Here is a 15,901-nt window from a genome sequence, read left to right as displayed (position 1 = left end):
TAAGCAACGTTTAGTATGTGGGGAGACATATTTATTTGTACCCCAAAAAAAAGAGTGTTTTTCGAAAGTTACTACTTTATCGCTGGTATCGAACCGTCCTCTTGGTTGCTTTCTTCTCTTGATGTAAAATAAATTGCGATAAATATAAGAAAAAATCCCATTAAATGGTAATAATAAATTAGTTCCCTTAAAAAGAAAAATGATAGAATTGCTGTACTTAGTGGTAAAACGCTGGTTAATACACCTACCGTAGTAGCAGGTAATATTGCAATTCCTTGATACATGAATAAAAAAGCCAAAACAGTAACAACAATTCCAAAGTAAAAAATAAGAAGCCAATCATGAGCGGAACCAAAAGAATAATTAGCATTAAGAATATCATAAATAGCCATCGGCAAAAATAGCAATACGCCAATAATAGATACTCCTGCTGTTATAGCTAAGGGACTTATTCTTTTAGATATAGACTTACCTAAAATAATAAACAATGCTTCTCCCATCACCGCTCCTAAAATAAGTAAATTACCTAGCATCTTCAAATTATCACCCTCCATCTCATTAATACCCGAAACGTTAAGAACTATGACTCCTAAAATAGCAGTTAGGATACCTACTATTTTATTTCTCGTAAGCTTCTCCTTAAGGATAAAATAAGCTAGAAGAGCTACCATTGCTGGTAAAGTGCTAGTAACTATTCCTGCCTCCATTGCAGTAGTGAATTTTAAGCCATATAACATAAAGATGCTAAATAAAAACACTCCAGCCAACGATTGAAAAAAGAGAACTACAATATCCTTTTTATTTAATGAAGGAATCCCCTCCTTGAAAATTAGTAATGGAACTAAGATTAAAGATGCTACTAAAAACCTTAACTCAGAAGCTAGAAATATAGGCATAGTTTGAATTAATATTTTTCCTACTACTACGGAACTTCCTACAATGACCATTGCTGCAATAACTTTAAGGTAAGCTAATACCTTCTCATTCAATGTAACCAACTCCATTTCAAGTAATTATTCCATTTAAACTGGTATTACTGTAAAGTTAACATTGTAAATTGGTTTATTATAGAGCCAATTTAGATCTATTTTTTTAACCAATATTAAAAACAAGGAGATAAATATGATTTGGATTGAATTAAATAAAACATCAGATAAGACAATATATCAACAAATATACGTGGGAGTTAAAGAACAAATCTTATTAGGAGAACTTCATGAGGGTGAGCGGCTTCCATCTAGTCGTGATTTAGCTACCATATTAAATGTGTCTCGAAGTGTCATTCTCGAAGTGTATGACCAATTAATCGCTGAAGGATTTATTAAATCCAAGCAAGGGGCTGGAACCTTTGTGGAATCAGGAATATCCCTAGAGGGTTTTCCGGTTGGTGAAGTGCTACCTTTATCCGTAAAAACTTCAATGAACAATCCTAAGACTAAAAAAATCAATTTAATTGACTTTCGTTCAGGCGTTCCTTGTTTAGACAAATTCCCACGAAAAAAATGGGGTAGTATAGGAAAAGACGTTTATGAAAATATTGAAGCTTCTTTATTCGGTTATAGTTCACCTGAGGGAAGTGAACAGTTACGCAACGTTCTTTCAACTTACCTTTATAGAACTAGAGGAATTAGATGTCATTCTAGTCAGATTATTATTACCTCTGGAGCTACTCAAGCGTTCACACTTTTAGCAAAGCTATTAATAAAGCCAAATTCCAAATTATTAATTGAAGACCCAGTTACTAAAGAAATCCCTGAAATTTTTATTGAAAGAGGGGCTAGAATTATCCCTATTCCAGTTGATGGATTTGGGATGCAAACAGAACGCCTTTCAACAAAAAGAAAAGAAAACATTATTTTCGTTACCCCATCTCATCAGTTCCCTTTAGGTGGAATATTACCAATCCAAAGAAGAATTCAACTTATTAATTTTGCTAAGGATACAAATAGTTATATCCTAGAGGATGATTATGATAGTGAATTTCGGTACTCTGGACACCCAGTAAGTTCAGTACAAGGGTTATCTCCTGAACTGGTCATATATATAGGTACTTTTAGTAAAATCCTATCACCTAGCCTACGAATTGGTTATTTAATTTTGCCAATTTCATTGGTCGAAGAAGTTAAAATCCTTAAAAGATACACAGACTATCACTCTCCAACTATTGAGCAAATAATTTTAGCACGTTTTATAAAAGATGGACACTTAGAGAAACATGTGGTCAAAATGCGTAAATTGTATAAAAGAAAGAGAGACTTCTTAATAAAGTGTCTAAAAAATGAATTTGGAGACCAAATAAAAATATTAGGTGCTTCAACTGGTATTCACTTAGTTGCACAATTTAATCTTAATTTTTCAATAAAGATATTAGATGAAATAAAGAGGAATGGGGTTAGCATTTTGCCAGTAGAGAACCATGCTTTAGTTAAAGGACAACACAATAATAAACTTATTTTTGGATATGGTAATCTAACCGAAGAGGATTTAGAAGAAGGAGTAAGACGATTGAGAACTGTGGTAGAAGCAGAGATAGAGCAGAAAAATTAAACAGTTCTGCTTCTTCAAGTAAAGGTGTATTATACTACACACATTTAGTTTCTTTAATTATCGCTTATCCATTAGTGTTATAAACAAATCTATTAAATAATGACTATTCCACAAGTTATAAATGAAACACCCACCAATAAAATAAAGCCTTTAATAACACCTACCGGAAATCTATTTAAGATCCTTAAATAAGAATTCTAATTCAATGTAACCAATAACACCAATAACACCTTTATCTTTATAGTCATCCTTTTTCATTCTAAGTAAAGAAGAGTAAAGTACCATTACTCCCCAAAATATCAGTAAAGCTCCTATAACTATGTTCACTTCATTCACCTTCCCTTTTTACTGGATTTAACCATGAAAATCTGATTATTTATTAGCCAATATTGTAAATTCCCAAGAAATATTTTCATCATTCCATCCACGATGTTAGTCGAAAAGCTTTCCCCCCGTTTCAATTTAATTATTTTACTGACTGGGAACCTTTTAATATACTTTCTTATTAGTACTAAACTCGCTATAGTACCCCAACAGCAGCATACTGGTTAAGAAAGATAGTTCGTCTAGTGAGAAATGTAAAATATTATTTCACTGATAAGAACTCCGATAGAGACACTAACACACACCTCCTAATAATTTCCGGTTTCATCTAAGCAAAGAGAGTCTCTCTATCTGCAGAAAGCTAGGTGTTTATCGTAGCCAATCTAATCATTGATCATAGTAAATGATGCAACTGGGCAACCAAAAGAACCGTCCCCTTGGTTGGGCCTTAAGCATTTAAATCTGTGATGGCTGGTACATCAATCTCCTTTACGCAAGCAACCTTTGACAGATTTACGATACATTTGACGATGGAAACAATATCTTGTACGGGAATTCGAGTGCCATTATATTCAGAAATTGCTCTTTCAACACCTTCTTCATAAGGGATTTCTGCTGCCAATTCGCCTGGGTTGATGCAAGTTACAGCGATCTTATCTTTTCGAAGATGCTCACGTAGTGCCTGTGTGATACCTCGCAATCCAAATTTCGACGCGACAAAGGTTACTTGTGAGTTATTGGTATGCTCTAATCCAGCGGTTGAGCCAATTAAGATGACTTTTGCATTTTCAGACTGTCGTAGATTTGGCAACAGCGCTTGAATACAGACTATCGTAGAAGTTAAATTGACATGAATCATATTGGTAATGTCAGCTGGATCGTCATGTTCGAAATCATAGTGATTCTCAAAACCTTCTTTTTCCCAAATACCCACGTTATAAATAAGAACATCTACCCGCTCATTTTGCAGAGATTCCGTAATCTTTATTGAATTTTGTTGCGACAAATCAGCTTCCAGCCATATTCGTTTAATCCCGTCCGTTAAGTCTAAGCTTTTCGGTTTAGTTCTTGAGACAATCCATACTTGGTCACCTTCGGTAGGTAATCCTTTGACAAATGCATCCCCCAAACCTTTGCTTGCTCCAAATATCAAGTATTTTTTCATGAATACGATTCACTCCTCATGCATTTTTAACCAAGGGAACGGTTCTTCGGTTGCCCCCCCCTTCCCTAACCAATGATTAGATTAGCTACGATAAACACTTCCTTCAGAAGAAAGATTCTTTCTTTGCTATATTTCTTTTTCAACCAGTAGAACCGTCCCTGCAGTTGCTAGGTTTAGGAATTACAACCGCATTGCAAGCTTTTTCATAAAATTCAAGTGGTCCTGCTTCTCCAATAACAGCATATTCATATCCTTTTTCTTTCATCTCCCTTAAACACATATGAAGCAAGCCGTATCCTATACCTTGTACTTTTTTTGAATGAGCAGTTCCCATTGGACCAAATAACCCCTTTTTATTTCGAACAACATCAAAGCAAGCAAATCCTACAATTTCTTTATCATCTAAGGCAATATAAATAGAAATCTTGTCTTTTAAGAACCCATTTTCAATGGAGTCTATCCATCCATTTCCAAATTCTTTTATAATAAAGTTAATTAAAGAAATAACATCATTTTGCTCTGCTCTTCTATAAGTTATATCGGTTATTCGAATAGCTGGAAACGAATAACTTCTCAATGAAACAATCATATCTCTTGGAAAAGCGACGATTTCAAGGATACGAGAAACATACAATCCATCAATTATTATTTTTGTTGAATAGTCATTACTACTAAAAATTGCATCAATTATATGTCCTTCATTTAAATAAATCTACTTGTACCGTTTCATTAGATTATTTGCATTCTCCATCACATCTTTAGTGGAACGGGCAATTTTTATTTTAAAAGGTTCATAACTTACCCTTTGTTCGTCGGCAAAATTTATATCCTTTGCTCTTCTATTTAATTTATCCCAAAGATTGGGGTAGTTATTATTAAGCTCAGCACACACACTTGTCCTTTCCAACAATATACCTAAAAGTAAATGAACTGGATGTACAACTTTAGTTGTCTTATCAGCTTCTTTTTCTGCGTATTTAATTATTCTTAAAGTACGTAAAGTTAATTTCAAAAGCTTCCCCCTCCCCGTTTCAATTAGATTATTTTAACTGACTGGGAATCATTTAAAAATACGTTCTTTTTAGTATCCCTAAGTCCACTAAATCCGCTAGTAACATAACTATAAAAAGTAATTTTCAATGATTAATTTTGCTCTTACGTCCATTTTTGAAGGGAGCTTACTTACTGAGTAATATCTCAATTCCAAACTTTCGCCATCGTTTATGGCCAACTCTCCACTAATTCCTTCTGCAAGATAAACGGTTATTACGTTATAAACCTCGTCACCATTAGGATATTTAAAATAAAAGTCTTTTCCTGACAAAATATCAATAAACCTTAATGACCTTGCCTTTAAACCAGTTTCTTCATAAAGTTCACGCTCGGCTGTTTGCTCCAGACTTTCACCTATTTCCATTGCTCCACCTGGCAATCCCCATTCTTCTGTATCAGAGCGGTGTTGAAATAAAATCTCTTTATTATCATTCATGACTACAATAGTTGAACCTACTAAAATAAAAGGTCTTGTGCCTATTAGTTTTCTTATTTCCTTAGTATAATTAGCCATAATTTCCCCTATCATAAAATTTGTTTTCAACGAAATTCCCCGTTAGCGCCATAACTGTTGGTATCTCTCTGGAGCAACAGCACGTTCAATTAATGTACTCCTGGCAGTGCAAAGTTGATTTTTTACAATACCGCTACCTTTAAAACGAATTTTTAAAAAACTGACAAGATATAAAACTCCAATAACATCATATATTGAAAAAATATATGGCATACCGATCATAAATAGACTCATAGGTAATGACCATATAAAGATCAGAAGAATGCTAAACACGCTGGAAGAAGCAACAAGAAAAATGGATAAGGCAATGGTCCTGCTATTTTACGTTGTTAAACTCTTCTGCTCCGTTCACTTCAACAACATTAGAAACTTTCATTGCAATAGCTGCTGAACTTATGCACACGTTTGTGGAATATAAAATTCTTATTCAGATGTCTTACTTTCTTTTTTATCATTAAAAACGATCTATATAGACAGACCAGTTAAAATCCAAAAACTTATTATAGAAAACAAATTTTCAGCGTTAAAACTCAGCATTACAGTAACAAAAATAATAATTACACTTAGAATAACTTTGATCATTTAATTCCTCCCCCCCTTGAAAAATACTAAATCCTTTAGAAACGCACAACAGCTTGTTCAACTCCATAGTTCAAGATGGGAAATATTGCATAGGTTCTTTACAATGGTTATATCCATTTTTCTTATAATAATTAATGGACTCATCACTTGGCCAAACGATAACAAATTCATAATGGTTTTCTTTCATCCAATTGTTTATTGTTTTGAGTATCTTACTACCAACACCCATATTTCGAAATTCTGGAACTGTATATACATTAGTCATATAAGCAAATGGATATGTTTTTTTACCAGGGCGTGGTACTTTATGAACTAATTCTGTGTATATATGTGAGACAACTTTTTCATTTTCTTCACAAACCCAAATAAACCATTGATCACTATTAAGTGCATTCTCTAAAAAATACTGGCATTCCTTTTCAAAATCTTCATATGCTGTTTTCTTTTTACTTCCATCATATTCAATAGTAAAATCCCATCTCATTCTGATTAACTGCTTAATATCTTTTGGTTCAGCAAGTCTTATATTCACGTATATTGCTCCTTAATCAATTATATTTATTCAACTAATCTGTCACGTTAGTACTATTAGAATTACAACTCCTTATTAAAGGATTTCCCCGTTAGATGAAGAACATTTTCTACTTAACCACCGGACTAACCACCGGGACGGTTCTACTGGTTGAAAAAGAAAGTTAGTCTAGTGAAAAATGTAAAATATCATTTCAATGATAAGAACTCCGATAGAGATACTAACACACATCTCATAATAATTTTCGGTTTCATCTAAGCAAAGAGAGTCTCTTTATCTGCAGAAAGCTACGTGTTTATCGTAGCTAATCTAATCATTGATCATAGTGAATGATGCAACTGGGCAACCAAAAGAACCGTACGGGACTGCTGATATAGTCCAACTTTTTAACAGGGAATAACACTTAGCAGAAAACGATTCCTTCAGTTCTAAGAAACATTTCGTATATGAAGGGACTTATGTACCCCAAAAAAAGAGTGGTTTTCGAAAGTCACTACTTTATCACTGGTCTCGAACCGTCCCCTTGGTTGCCTAAAGAGAATCCTACTTCAATTCTTCTCCCCAATAAATTAATACACCTATTCACTAAATCTCTAAAGTTATTTTAACATAAATTTCCTTTCTAACTTAAAAAATCACAAGCGAATGTCGTTGTGAGTTCGCAAGTGATTTGGTCTGTGATTATCATTTAATATCCCAAAATAGCTACATACTGATTTTGCAAATCAAACCTATTATCATGCCAGCCTAGTGTGTTTAAAATATACCCTAAAGAATCTGCATTATATCTTCCAGCAATTTTTTGGTAAGCTAATAGCTCAAATACGTTATTAGAATCAAAATCTACAGGATATAAGCCGCTTAGAGGATTCACAAAGCCAGTGATAGGACTCTTCAGTTTCCCGTTTTCATCATATATTTCATTTAAATAATCAGAACCTCTAGTAGAAATGTCTACAATATACGTTTTATTATTCATGTTGCTGATAACCTTAACTTTGTAATTATCTTCATAAATAACTTCATATTGATATTGCTCATTATATATATTGAAATCAAACAGTAGCTGTGGTGTATCATACACGAAGGAATAAATATAATGATACATGATGCCTCCGCTACCACCAGTAGCGATACTTATTAAAATATCATCTACGCCATTTCCGGTAAAATCCCCCAAGAATATAGTAGGATTGTAACCAGCATTTTCAAGCAGTGGAACACTTTTTACCAATCCAGTTCTTCCATCTTCTACGAGAAGGGTAATATTTTGAATAAATGGACTATCTGGTGTAACGATTCCGGTTAAGTAGACATTATCTGGTATTCTATCACCAGTTACATCTCCACGAGCACGTGAAACAGTATTCGGTTGAATCCAATTTGTCATAGAATAAAAATTATTCATAAGATACTCCTTTCATGATGACGACCATCAACATTTTCTAACTAACACTATGAATAAAAATTATAAAGCATTAATCTCCCAAGATGCGGCAGCTTGTGTTTGTTCCCGTGGCGAATCACCGAAATTTTACCGCCCCTACAAACTATGACGTGTTCGCTCGAAAAGAGTCTGTACGAATAATTTCTTATAACCACCTAACCACTGGGACGGTTCTACTGGTTGAAAAGATAGTTCATCTATTGAAAAATGTAAAATATTATTTCAATGATAAGAACTCCGATCGAGATACTAACACACACCTCATAATAATTTCCTGTTTCATCTAAGCGAAGAGAATCTCTTTATCTGCAGAAAGCTAGGTGTTTATCGCAGCTAATCTAATCATTGATCATAGAATGGTGCAACTGGGCCTTACCAAAGGAACCGTCCCCTTGGTAAAGAGAAGTACCCCCAGTGCGGTAAAGCTATACAGCACTGAGGGCATCACAAATCAAATCCATTTAATCAGAATTTCTTTTTATATAATCCGTCTTTACCATATGCATATAGAAACGTCCCTCTCATAAACACAGGACCAATGATAGGTTTACCTTTTTCACCTGTTAATTGTATTTTCTCCTTTGGACTGATTGTCCTATTTTTTATTCTAAATCGCATGATTGTATTCCAATCTACTTGACCAATTAAGCCAGTTTCGTCGAACATAAATTGTTCCAGTGTGTCATCACCTTTTATACGATAACGAATAGTTTCTTTCATTTCATTAAGTTGAACAAGAAAAAACTCATCATAGTAATAGAAATTTACTTCTTTTGAACTTACAACATTCAATGCGTAACAATCAACAATCGCATAATTACAAGCACCCCACAACTTCTGACCATTTATCTTATAAGCAATTAAACCGTCGCTACCCATAGGCTGTTCCCATCCATAATTACCAAATACACCTTCATCAAAATAACTGACCCAAATTGTATCTGTCTCATCAATTTGTACTTGTTCAATACCATCTCCAAGTGTGAAGGCTTCAATTAATTGCCCGTTTCGGTTGTATCTTCTGGCATTCTGTTCAATATATGTACCATCTTTCAAACAACGACCTTGTAAGATAAGTAAAGAACCATCTGAAAATAAATCTACATGAGTCGGTATAAGAGGAACATTCTCTAATTCAACTGTTTCTACACTATTTCCTTTAATCATTTGGATGGTCCAGTTGTTTTTAGTAACAGGACGTTGAAAAAAGTCTAATTCATGTAAATTACTCTCAATTAGTAGTAACGTGCCATCTTTGGTTATTTGACCATCTATAAAATTTAAATTTGAAGAATAATCCATACACTTTTGTAATACTAATTTTTCTATTTTAATCACCTTATTCCAATTATTATAATATCTATATCTTCATTCCTTTGCTTCGGAGAATGTATACCGTGAATTGTAAAAAGTAATATGCAAATTTAAGTACATCTAACCCAATGTTATCCTGTTATTATTATCCAGACCTCCGTGATTGCTTAAAGAGTGAATATGACGACTGTTGTTTAAAAGTTGTTATTACGCTCTTTCGATTCCGTACTTTTTTCTTTCAAAAAACGATCAATTTGTTGCTTATGATGATTGTCATGCCAAATAAATGCCGCTATATAATTAAAGATGGAATGCGGATAGCCTGAATATTGATCTACTTCTTCTCCATTCAATGAAAATGTAACCAAAAAATCTTCCTTATTTTTTTCCTTAACTCGGATACAAGTTGCGTTCTTTCTTCCAGTTGTTCTTCAAGTAAATGTTGCTGAGATACTCCAGATAATGCGTATTTTTCTGCTTGTTTGTTAAGTGTGTCAAAATCAATACTTTCGATGACAGCATTCATTTTCATTTTTGGCAATGTTTCCTCACGTATGTACTTATCCCAAAACGATATGTGACTGATAATCTCAGCTGTAGACCATTTCCCTTCAGCAATTGGTTCAGAGAAAAGGTTTTCCTCCATTGTTCTTAACGAATTCACATAGAGTTTAAAATTATCAAAGTCATTAATTAGATCTTGTATTGTGTACATTAATACTCCCCCATCCGTTAATTAATTACGCCAGTTTTTTCATATATTTTGTCTTATATCATTATTCATCATAGACCTATAGTTAAAAATGTTTTCACCTCACTTTAATTATGAACTTAGCTTTAAAGAAAAGATTATTTCATCGACATTTCCTTTTATTGTTTTCCCTGTATTTATAAAACCGAAATTCTCGTAAAGGTTCTTTGCTCTTATGTTACATGGCTCAAAACAAATAAAAATTTCTGTGCATTCATATTCTTTCTGCATCTCCAAAACAATAAGTTCTAAAGCTTCTTTACCAAATCCTTTACCTTGAAAATGGTAATCAATCATTAACCTACAAATTTCATATGCTTTTAGTTCACTTGAGTATCCGTACATAGTAAATCCTATTAAAGTATCTTCATTATATATAGCTTTTATCGTCCAATTATCCTCCATACTTGCTTGAGCAATTGATAGACAATTTGAACCAATCATTTCTTCAAATATTTTATTTTTTTGGTCTTCACCACTGCATAATAATATGACATCTATCCAATTTTCTTTATTTATATCATCTACATTTAGCACACAAAAACCTCCAAATCCCCTTTAAATCAACTTCCTTTGTCACTTCAAAAATCCGCCATAATAATCGAGCACTTATATTTGAAGTAAAAACTTACAACTCACACACACCCACGAAACCCAACAATAATTATATTTATATTCGTGATTATTTTGCTAATCCCTTCCATTTTGATGAATAAGTTCTTCTAGAAGCTGAATTAACGTAAAAAATCACTTGCGAAATGTTCTTGTGAGTTCGCAAGTGATTTGGTCTGTGATTGTCATGTTTGCCCCTTACAATAAAACTAGTTGCATGTTGCATGATATAGAAAATAAATCAGACAACTAAATGTAGTTCCGTTTCTAAAAACAGTACCCAGAAATGGAAAAAGGTCCTGTCCCCATCACTTTAAAGTTATACCGCACTGCGGGTCAGAACCACAAATTTCGGTATATACTAGGAGGGATAATCGAAATTATATTTATCTGATGACCTTGGCTTCTTCCATATCGGTATGAAAAATGTAATGTTTTTGATAATTAAAATGACAGTACCAAAAACTCCTGTGACGAGTGCATTTATATTTCTTTCAAAAGGCAATATCCCATATAAAAAGTAAGAGAAGACAAATAACATATCAAGCCATATGATTTTTTTCGATCCGGATTTCCTATTAAAATAATCCCTTGCTCCTACGAATGTTAAGACTGCTCCGATTAAAAATAGGACACCATACCACATTTGTGAAAACCAAAGAGGCATTGAACCCATATCTGATTGATTGGAAGGAGCACCCATGTAACCTAAAAAACTGACTAGCATAATAATTCGACCAAAGACAGATGCCATTTGCATTTTTATATCTTTTTTACTTCCATCCATCTGAGTTTCTACGTCTTGTTGTTCTTCTACATACTGCTCAGGAGAAACTAATTCTTTCATATCACTATCAAATAACTCAGCCAATTTTAATAGATTATTTGTTGACGGTTCTGATTGATTTGTTTCCCATTTTGATACTGCCTGCCGACTAACACCAAGATGTTCAGCTACATATTCTTGTGATAACTTTAAAATTTTTCTTTTATTTTTAATATTAGAACCTAATGACATAATGCAACGCTCCTTTTTCAATATCGTTACTGTAATCGTATTGGTTCTATAAGTTGCACACCACCAACCACACAGCAACTATTGGTTGCAAAAGATTGATTTAACACATTTATTCAATAAAATGGCCCATTTGTGAAGGACTGATCTTATTGAAAGTCAATCAAATTTGTATAATAACTATAACATTTCCGAACCAAAAAACGATGCTTTTATATCTTTGACTATTTGAACGATATGGAAATTATTAAGTATAAATAAATCGTGGCATAAGCTTACTAGACGATATGTAGGAAGCTTGTGATGCATTTAATGTTCGTTCAAACGATCTCTGTTTCACATACATTAGATGCAGTTTTTGCACTATATATATTAAACTGTAAAGAAGGAGAAGATTTTGCTAAAATGGAATCATCGTATGATTGGACATTTGACTATTAAAAGGGATGGTAGCCTTTCGAAGAGGGGGAACAAAATGTGTATTCATTATCATTTTTCATTGTAGTTATTATCGTATTACTTGTAGTGGGGTCATTTCAATATTCTGTTTATATCAAGAATGTAAAAGATCAAAATAAAAAAACTCAAAATAGATCTGCTTATTTATTACCTGTTTCCGCAGTTATCTTTTATATCATCTTTATCTTGCTATATGTTTTCTATCAATACCACAATATTAATGAAGAGATCTTTTTAGTTTTTGTAGGCGTATATGGGATCTTTACTTATTTGTTTAGTTTGAAAAAGGGGTATAGCCCACTTTTTCACATTTTTATTTTTACTGTTGCGGCTATTAGTATATTGCTATTAAGTATGTATATATTATTAGTTCTGTTCGCAATGTCCATGTGATAATCACATCCGAACCTTCCAAAGGTTCATGTTAAAAGACATTCAAATCTCTCCCTCTATATTTAAAAGATCACTCTACAAGCTCGTCCTCTCACTTATTGAAGAGGAACGAGCGAACTACGACTATAAAGATTACATTTCTAAAACCCATACTTTATATCTATTATATGATGATTTTGTGATAACTCGGAAATTTTCTACCTCAGAAAGTCTAAAGGCTAATGAATAAGCTATTTTATAATCCGGGGTATCATAACCATCATAAAGTCGTGCATAAATTTCATTTCCTATAGAATCGGCCCATACATCTGCTTCACGTATGCTATCAAATATTATATCTTCTTTCTTCCACTTAAGAGTCATTTTCTAATCCCCCAAAGATCATCTTTTCAATACTTTTTTGGCGCTCTCCCCAGACTCTACCTTTCCACCTGGAAACTCCCACATCAACGGCAATATTTTATCTTCCGCTCCTTGTTTTGCGCAAAGAGTTTTCCCACTTCATTAATCATTGCACCTACTACATTCAACAGATTAATCCAACCTAGAATTTTATACTATTCTTTAAAAAACTTCGACAGAAATTCACTTATTTCCTGCGAGACTGATATAAAATGATACTTAAAATAGTGAACGGAACAATCATATTCCTAAAGCTCCGGAAGTGCCTAGTATACAAACGCACGTTCTTATTATATAATAGATACAGGTATTCTGTAAGACTGCCTTCCTTTTACTTACTCTGATTAAGTACTGCTGGCTTTCAATAGCCCTCCCCATGAGTAGTACTATACGCGCTTATTATACTTCAATTGGTACAAGTCATCCCAGGAAATACTCTCAAATGCCAAATTCAATCATTAAGGTGGTGAACTGTGCCGAAATATAGTTCAAGTTTCACTTTTTAACAAAAAATATTTAAGGTAAGATAGTTATAAGATAAAAAAGCTACGGATAAAAGAACTCTTTCGAGGGGGAAACGGATGAGCGAAAAATTGCTTTATCAAATAATTAATACGTTAGAAGATATGCAAGGGGATATTTCTAGTCTCAAAGAATCTCAGGCTCTTATGAAAGATGACATCTCCAGTCTCAAAGAATCTCAGGCTCTTATGAAAGATGACATCTCTAGTCTCAAAGAGTCTCAAGCTCTCATGAAAGATGACATCTCCAGTCTCAAAGAATCTCAGGCTCTTATGAAAGATGACATCTCAGCCATGAAAAGCGACATATCTGGAATGAAAGTCGAAATGACAGGAATGAAAGATGACATCTCTAGTCTCAAAGAGTCTCAAGATCTTATGAAAGGTGACATCTCCAGTCTCAAAGAAACGACTGCGAGAATGGAAAAGAAGTTGGATGCAACGAATGAGCAGACCGGTAAACTGACAGAGCAGAATTATACAATATTGGCCCGACTTGATAACATGCCAACAAAAGAGAACCTGGAGTTTTTCGATCTGAAGATAGGGAAACATGATCGTGATATTTATGACTTAAAAAAGCAGGCTTAATTATAGAAAAGCACATGATTTGATACAAGTTAAATCATGTGCTTTTATTTGCGAATTTATTTATGATGGTTCGCCCTCTTTTTCCGCACTGGGGGTCATTCGGTATAATCTGCTTGATCGCTTCTTTCCGATTGATCCCGTCTGCTGCTTAATGTAGTTCAACCACTTTACCACCCTTTTCTTTAAAAATCGAGTTAGAAAAACCGCTTGTATAATAAAGGAACAAAATGCCAACGTTCGTGATTGTTTATGGTCCTTCCATGCCTAGTAAATGTTTAGTGCCATGTCTTCTCTTACCTGTTTATCAAGAAGTTCTTCCTGTAAATGAATATGTTTTGAACATTGTTCATAATATATTATAAAAGGAGTGAACTAAGTGAGTAATAATGAAGTATTAAAGCATTTAATAAAGAAATATTCTTCAAATAAATCAACTAAACCTTCTAGACCATTACAAGGTATAAATATTCAAACTGGAGAAATTTTTGTCATTCCTTTTAATAATCCGATTGATAGATCCCATTCAAATTATAAAAAAAACCGCAAGTAAGGTTACTAGCGGTTTGCTTCTTTTATTCTTTTATCTAAATTTCTAAAAAAATCTGTTGATGTACTTTTTTTATCATTGTTACCCTTTTGTATTTTTCCGTACTTATTTAAAATGGCCCTTTGATCCTTTGTGTAAACTTTTTTTTCCTTGTCTCTTGAAGGTGCACTCATTAAAACCGCCTCCTTTATTTAATATTTTATCATATAATATGGTATTTTCATATCATCAACCCTTCTCACTTCCACTATCTTCCTTACTTTCATCTGTGTCTTCCGGCAAAAAAGTTATCATATTTATCATCTCATAGAGAATTATAGAGTATTCTATGACACTAGCTAATGATTCGTTATCATAATGATCAAAGGGATAGTCATAATTACTTCTTGTAATAATGACAACATTATCTAAGTCTTTAGAAACTTCAACTAATCCTACCATTAAATTATTCCCGCTCAAAATACGATTAACGTATGCATTACTGATATAAGATGACCTTTTAATTTCCTCTAATAATTTTTGTTCTTGTTTTGCAACCACATCTTCTTCCTTACACACATCAATTTCAAGACAGACTCCACTGTTATATTCATTAACAAACCTTTTATAATTTAACGATAACTTTTCAACTACATCGTTTAACTCAGTTGAGCTATCACTTATCAATTCCTCTATAGTATAAGGATTATTTTGCAACATTGTTGAGATAAATGTAAATTGATTTGCTATCATTAATTCTTTTTCATATTTATCATCAAATTCTAATTCCATTTTAAAAAGCTTTAACTTTTTAAAAGGTGCCATCATTACAAAGGATGTGAAAAACACCCCAAAAAATAACACTAACGCTATTGTAAATAAGCTAATAAATAAGGGAATAGCTAAATGCTCAACTATGTTACTTGGACTTTCAAACATAGGATTTTTGCTATATTTATAGTATACTTCCCCACCCATCAGAGCTGCAAAAACTATAAAAAATATCATTGAAAGAAAATGAAGTTCTTTCTTTCTTTTATCAGCCCAATCTAACAATCGAGAAATCACTTGAAAGAACCTTGATTTAACCATCGCTTTTCTCCTCTTTTTTCTAAAGTAAAGTTTAGAAAACTAGACTAATATGTAGCACCAC

The 15,901-nt window shown here is 33.2% G+C and carries 21 protein-coding genes and 1 pseudogene; 4 read left to right on the top strand and 18 right to left on the bottom strand.

Features of this window, described 5'->3' with window-relative positions; translation table 11 throughout:
• Positions 1–71 precede the first annotated feature (71 nt).
• Positions 72–989 carry a DMT family transporter gene (locus ACM26V_RS04615; RefSeq protein ID WP_416150274.1) on the bottom strand — a complete coding sequence of 306 codons (918 nt, stop codon included), beginning with the start codon at positions 987–989 and terminating at the stop codon, positions 72–74.
• Between the two features lie 133 nt (positions 990–1,122).
• Here ACM26V_RS04615 and ACM26V_RS04610 point away from each other — a divergent pair, with 133 nt between their 5' ends.
• A complete protein-coding gene (locus ACM26V_RS04610; protein ID WP_416150273.1) occupies positions 1,123–2,547 on the top strand; it encodes a PLP-dependent aminotransferase family protein in 1,425 nt (474 codons plus the stop codon).
• A 171-nt stretch (positions 2,548–2,718) separates the two neighbouring features.
• Here ACM26V_RS04610 and ACM26V_RS04605 read toward each other — a convergent pair whose 3' ends face one another.
• From ACM26V_RS04605 to ACM26V_RS04545, 13 genes are all read right to left on the bottom strand, one after another.
• Positions 2,719–2,874, bottom strand: coding sequence for a hypothetical protein (locus ACM26V_RS04605; RefSeq protein WP_416150272.1), 156 nt, complete (start codon positions 2,872–2,874; stop codon positions 2,719–2,721).
• 445 nt (positions 2,875–3,319) lie between these two features.
• Positions 3,320–4,036, bottom strand: a complete 717-nt coding sequence (locus ACM26V_RS04600; RefSeq protein ID WP_416150271.1) for an SDR family NAD(P)-dependent oxidoreductase — start codon at positions 4,034–4,036, stop codon at positions 3,320–3,322.
• Positions 4,037–4,175: 139 nt separating this feature from the next.
• A complete protein-coding gene (locus tag ACM26V_RS04595; RefSeq protein ID WP_416150270.1) occupies positions 4,176–4,625 on the bottom strand; it encodes a GNAT family N-acetyltransferase in 450 nt (149 codons plus the stop codon).
• 123 nt (positions 4,626–4,748) lie between these two features.
• Positions 4,749–5,048, bottom strand: a complete 300-nt coding sequence (locus ACM26V_RS04590) for a hypothetical protein (RefSeq protein WP_416150269.1) — start codon at positions 5,046–5,048, stop codon at positions 4,749–4,751.
• Positions 5,049–5,156: 108 nt separating this feature from the next.
• Positions 5,157–5,603, bottom strand: a complete 447-nt coding sequence (locus ACM26V_RS04585; protein WP_416151785.1) for an NUDIX hydrolase — start codon at positions 5,601–5,603, stop codon at positions 5,157–5,159.
• Positions 5,604–5,645: 42 nt separating this feature from the next.
• Positions 5,646–5,825 (bottom strand): hypothetical protein, encoded by a 180-nt coding sequence (locus tag ACM26V_RS04580; protein WP_416150268.1) that lies wholly within the window; start codon positions 5,823–5,825, stop codon positions 5,646–5,648.
• 430 nt (positions 5,826–6,255) lie between these two features.
• Complete coding sequence (locus tag ACM26V_RS04575) at positions 6,256–6,717, bottom strand: GNAT family N-acetyltransferase (RefSeq protein ID WP_416150267.1); 462 nt, start codon at positions 6,715–6,717, stop codon at positions 6,256–6,258.
• 688 nt (positions 6,718–7,405) lie between these two features.
• Positions 7,406–8,125, bottom strand: a complete 720-nt coding sequence (locus ACM26V_RS04570; RefSeq protein WP_416150266.1) for a VCBS repeat-containing protein — start codon at positions 8,123–8,125, stop codon at positions 7,406–7,408.
• Positions 8,126–8,629: 504 nt separating this feature from the next.
• Entirely contained in the window at positions 8,630–9,502 is an 873-nt protein-coding gene (locus tag ACM26V_RS04565) for a hypothetical protein (RefSeq protein WP_416150265.1), read from the bottom strand.
• A 170-nt stretch (positions 9,503–9,672) separates the two neighbouring features.
• Positions 9,673–9,831: a hypothetical protein gene (locus ACM26V_RS04560; protein WP_416150264.1), complete on the bottom strand. Its 159-nt coding sequence runs from the start codon at positions 9,829–9,831 to the stop codon at positions 9,673–9,675.
• Entirely contained in the window at positions 9,828–10,193 is a 366-nt protein-coding gene (locus tag ACM26V_RS04555) for a DinB family protein (protein ID WP_416150263.1), read from the bottom strand. The genes ACM26V_RS04560 and ACM26V_RS04555 overlap by 4 nt, the downstream gene beginning before the upstream one ends.
• A 108-nt stretch (positions 10,194–10,301) precedes the next feature.
• Positions 10,302–10,766 (bottom strand): GNAT family N-acetyltransferase, encoded by a 465-nt coding sequence (locus ACM26V_RS04550; RefSeq protein WP_416150262.1) that lies wholly within the window; start codon positions 10,764–10,766, stop codon positions 10,302–10,304.
• 436 nt (positions 10,767–11,202) lie between these two features.
• Positions 11,203–11,859 carry a helix-turn-helix domain-containing protein gene (locus ACM26V_RS04545; protein ID WP_416150261.1) on the bottom strand — a complete coding sequence of 219 codons (657 nt, stop codon included), beginning with the start codon at positions 11,857–11,859 and terminating at the stop codon, positions 11,203–11,205.
• Between the two features lie 300 nt (positions 11,860–12,159).
• Here ACM26V_RS04545 and ACM26V_RS04540 point away from each other — a divergent pair, with 300 nt between their 5' ends.
• The gene (locus ACM26V_RS04540; RefSeq protein ID WP_416150260.1) at positions 12,160–12,297 is read left to right on the top strand and encodes a hypothetical protein; all 138 of its coding nucleotides are present in this window, start codon (positions 12,160–12,162) and stop codon (positions 12,295–12,297) included.
• A gap of 543 nt (positions 12,298–12,840) precedes the next feature.
• Here ACM26V_RS04540 and ACM26V_RS04535 read toward each other — a convergent pair.
• Together ACM26V_RS04535 and ACM26V_RS04530 are read right to left on the bottom strand one after the other, a co-directional pair.
• Complete coding sequence (locus ACM26V_RS04535; protein WP_416150259.1) at positions 12,841–13,071, bottom strand: hypothetical protein; 231 nt, start codon at positions 13,069–13,071, stop codon at positions 12,841–12,843.
• Positions 13,072–13,092: 21 nt separating this feature from the next.
• Positions 13,093–13,220: pseudogene (locus tag ACM26V_RS04530) on the bottom strand (NUDIX domain-containing protein); the annotation flags it as partial.
• A gap of 471 nt (positions 13,221–13,691) precedes the next feature.
• Between ACM26V_RS04530 and ACM26V_RS04525 the strand changes: the two are divergent.
• Positions 13,692–14,222, top strand: a complete 531-nt coding sequence (locus tag ACM26V_RS04525) for a hypothetical protein (RefSeq protein WP_416150258.1) — start codon at positions 13,692–13,694, stop codon at positions 14,220–14,222.
• A 376-nt stretch (positions 14,223–14,598) separates the two neighbouring features.
• Complete coding sequence (locus tag ACM26V_RS04520) at positions 14,599–14,772, top strand: hypothetical protein (RefSeq protein WP_416150257.1); 174 nt, start codon at positions 14,599–14,601, stop codon at positions 14,770–14,772.
• 5 nt (positions 14,773–14,777) lie between these two features.
• Here ACM26V_RS04520 and ACM26V_RS04515 read toward each other — a convergent pair whose 3' ends face one another.
• Both ACM26V_RS04515 and ACM26V_RS04510 read right to left on the bottom strand, forming a co-directional pair.
• Positions 14,778–14,942, bottom strand: coding sequence for a hypothetical protein (locus tag ACM26V_RS04515; RefSeq protein ID WP_416150256.1), 165 nt, complete (start codon positions 14,940–14,942; stop codon positions 14,778–14,780).
• A gap of 55 nt (positions 14,943–14,997) precedes the next feature.
• A complete protein-coding gene (locus ACM26V_RS04510; RefSeq protein ID WP_416150255.1) occupies positions 14,998–15,840 on the bottom strand; it encodes a hypothetical protein in 843 nt (280 codons plus the stop codon).
• Between the last annotated feature and the right edge of the window lie 61 nt (positions 15,841–15,901).

It is taken from the genome of Salipaludibacillus sp. HK11 (assembly GCF_047795645.1).
In the GTDB taxonomy this organism is placed as follows: domain Bacteria; phylum Bacillota; class Bacilli; order Bacillales; family Salisediminibacteriaceae; genus Salipaludibacillus.
This window is presented reverse-complemented; position numbering and strand designations above follow the sequence as displayed.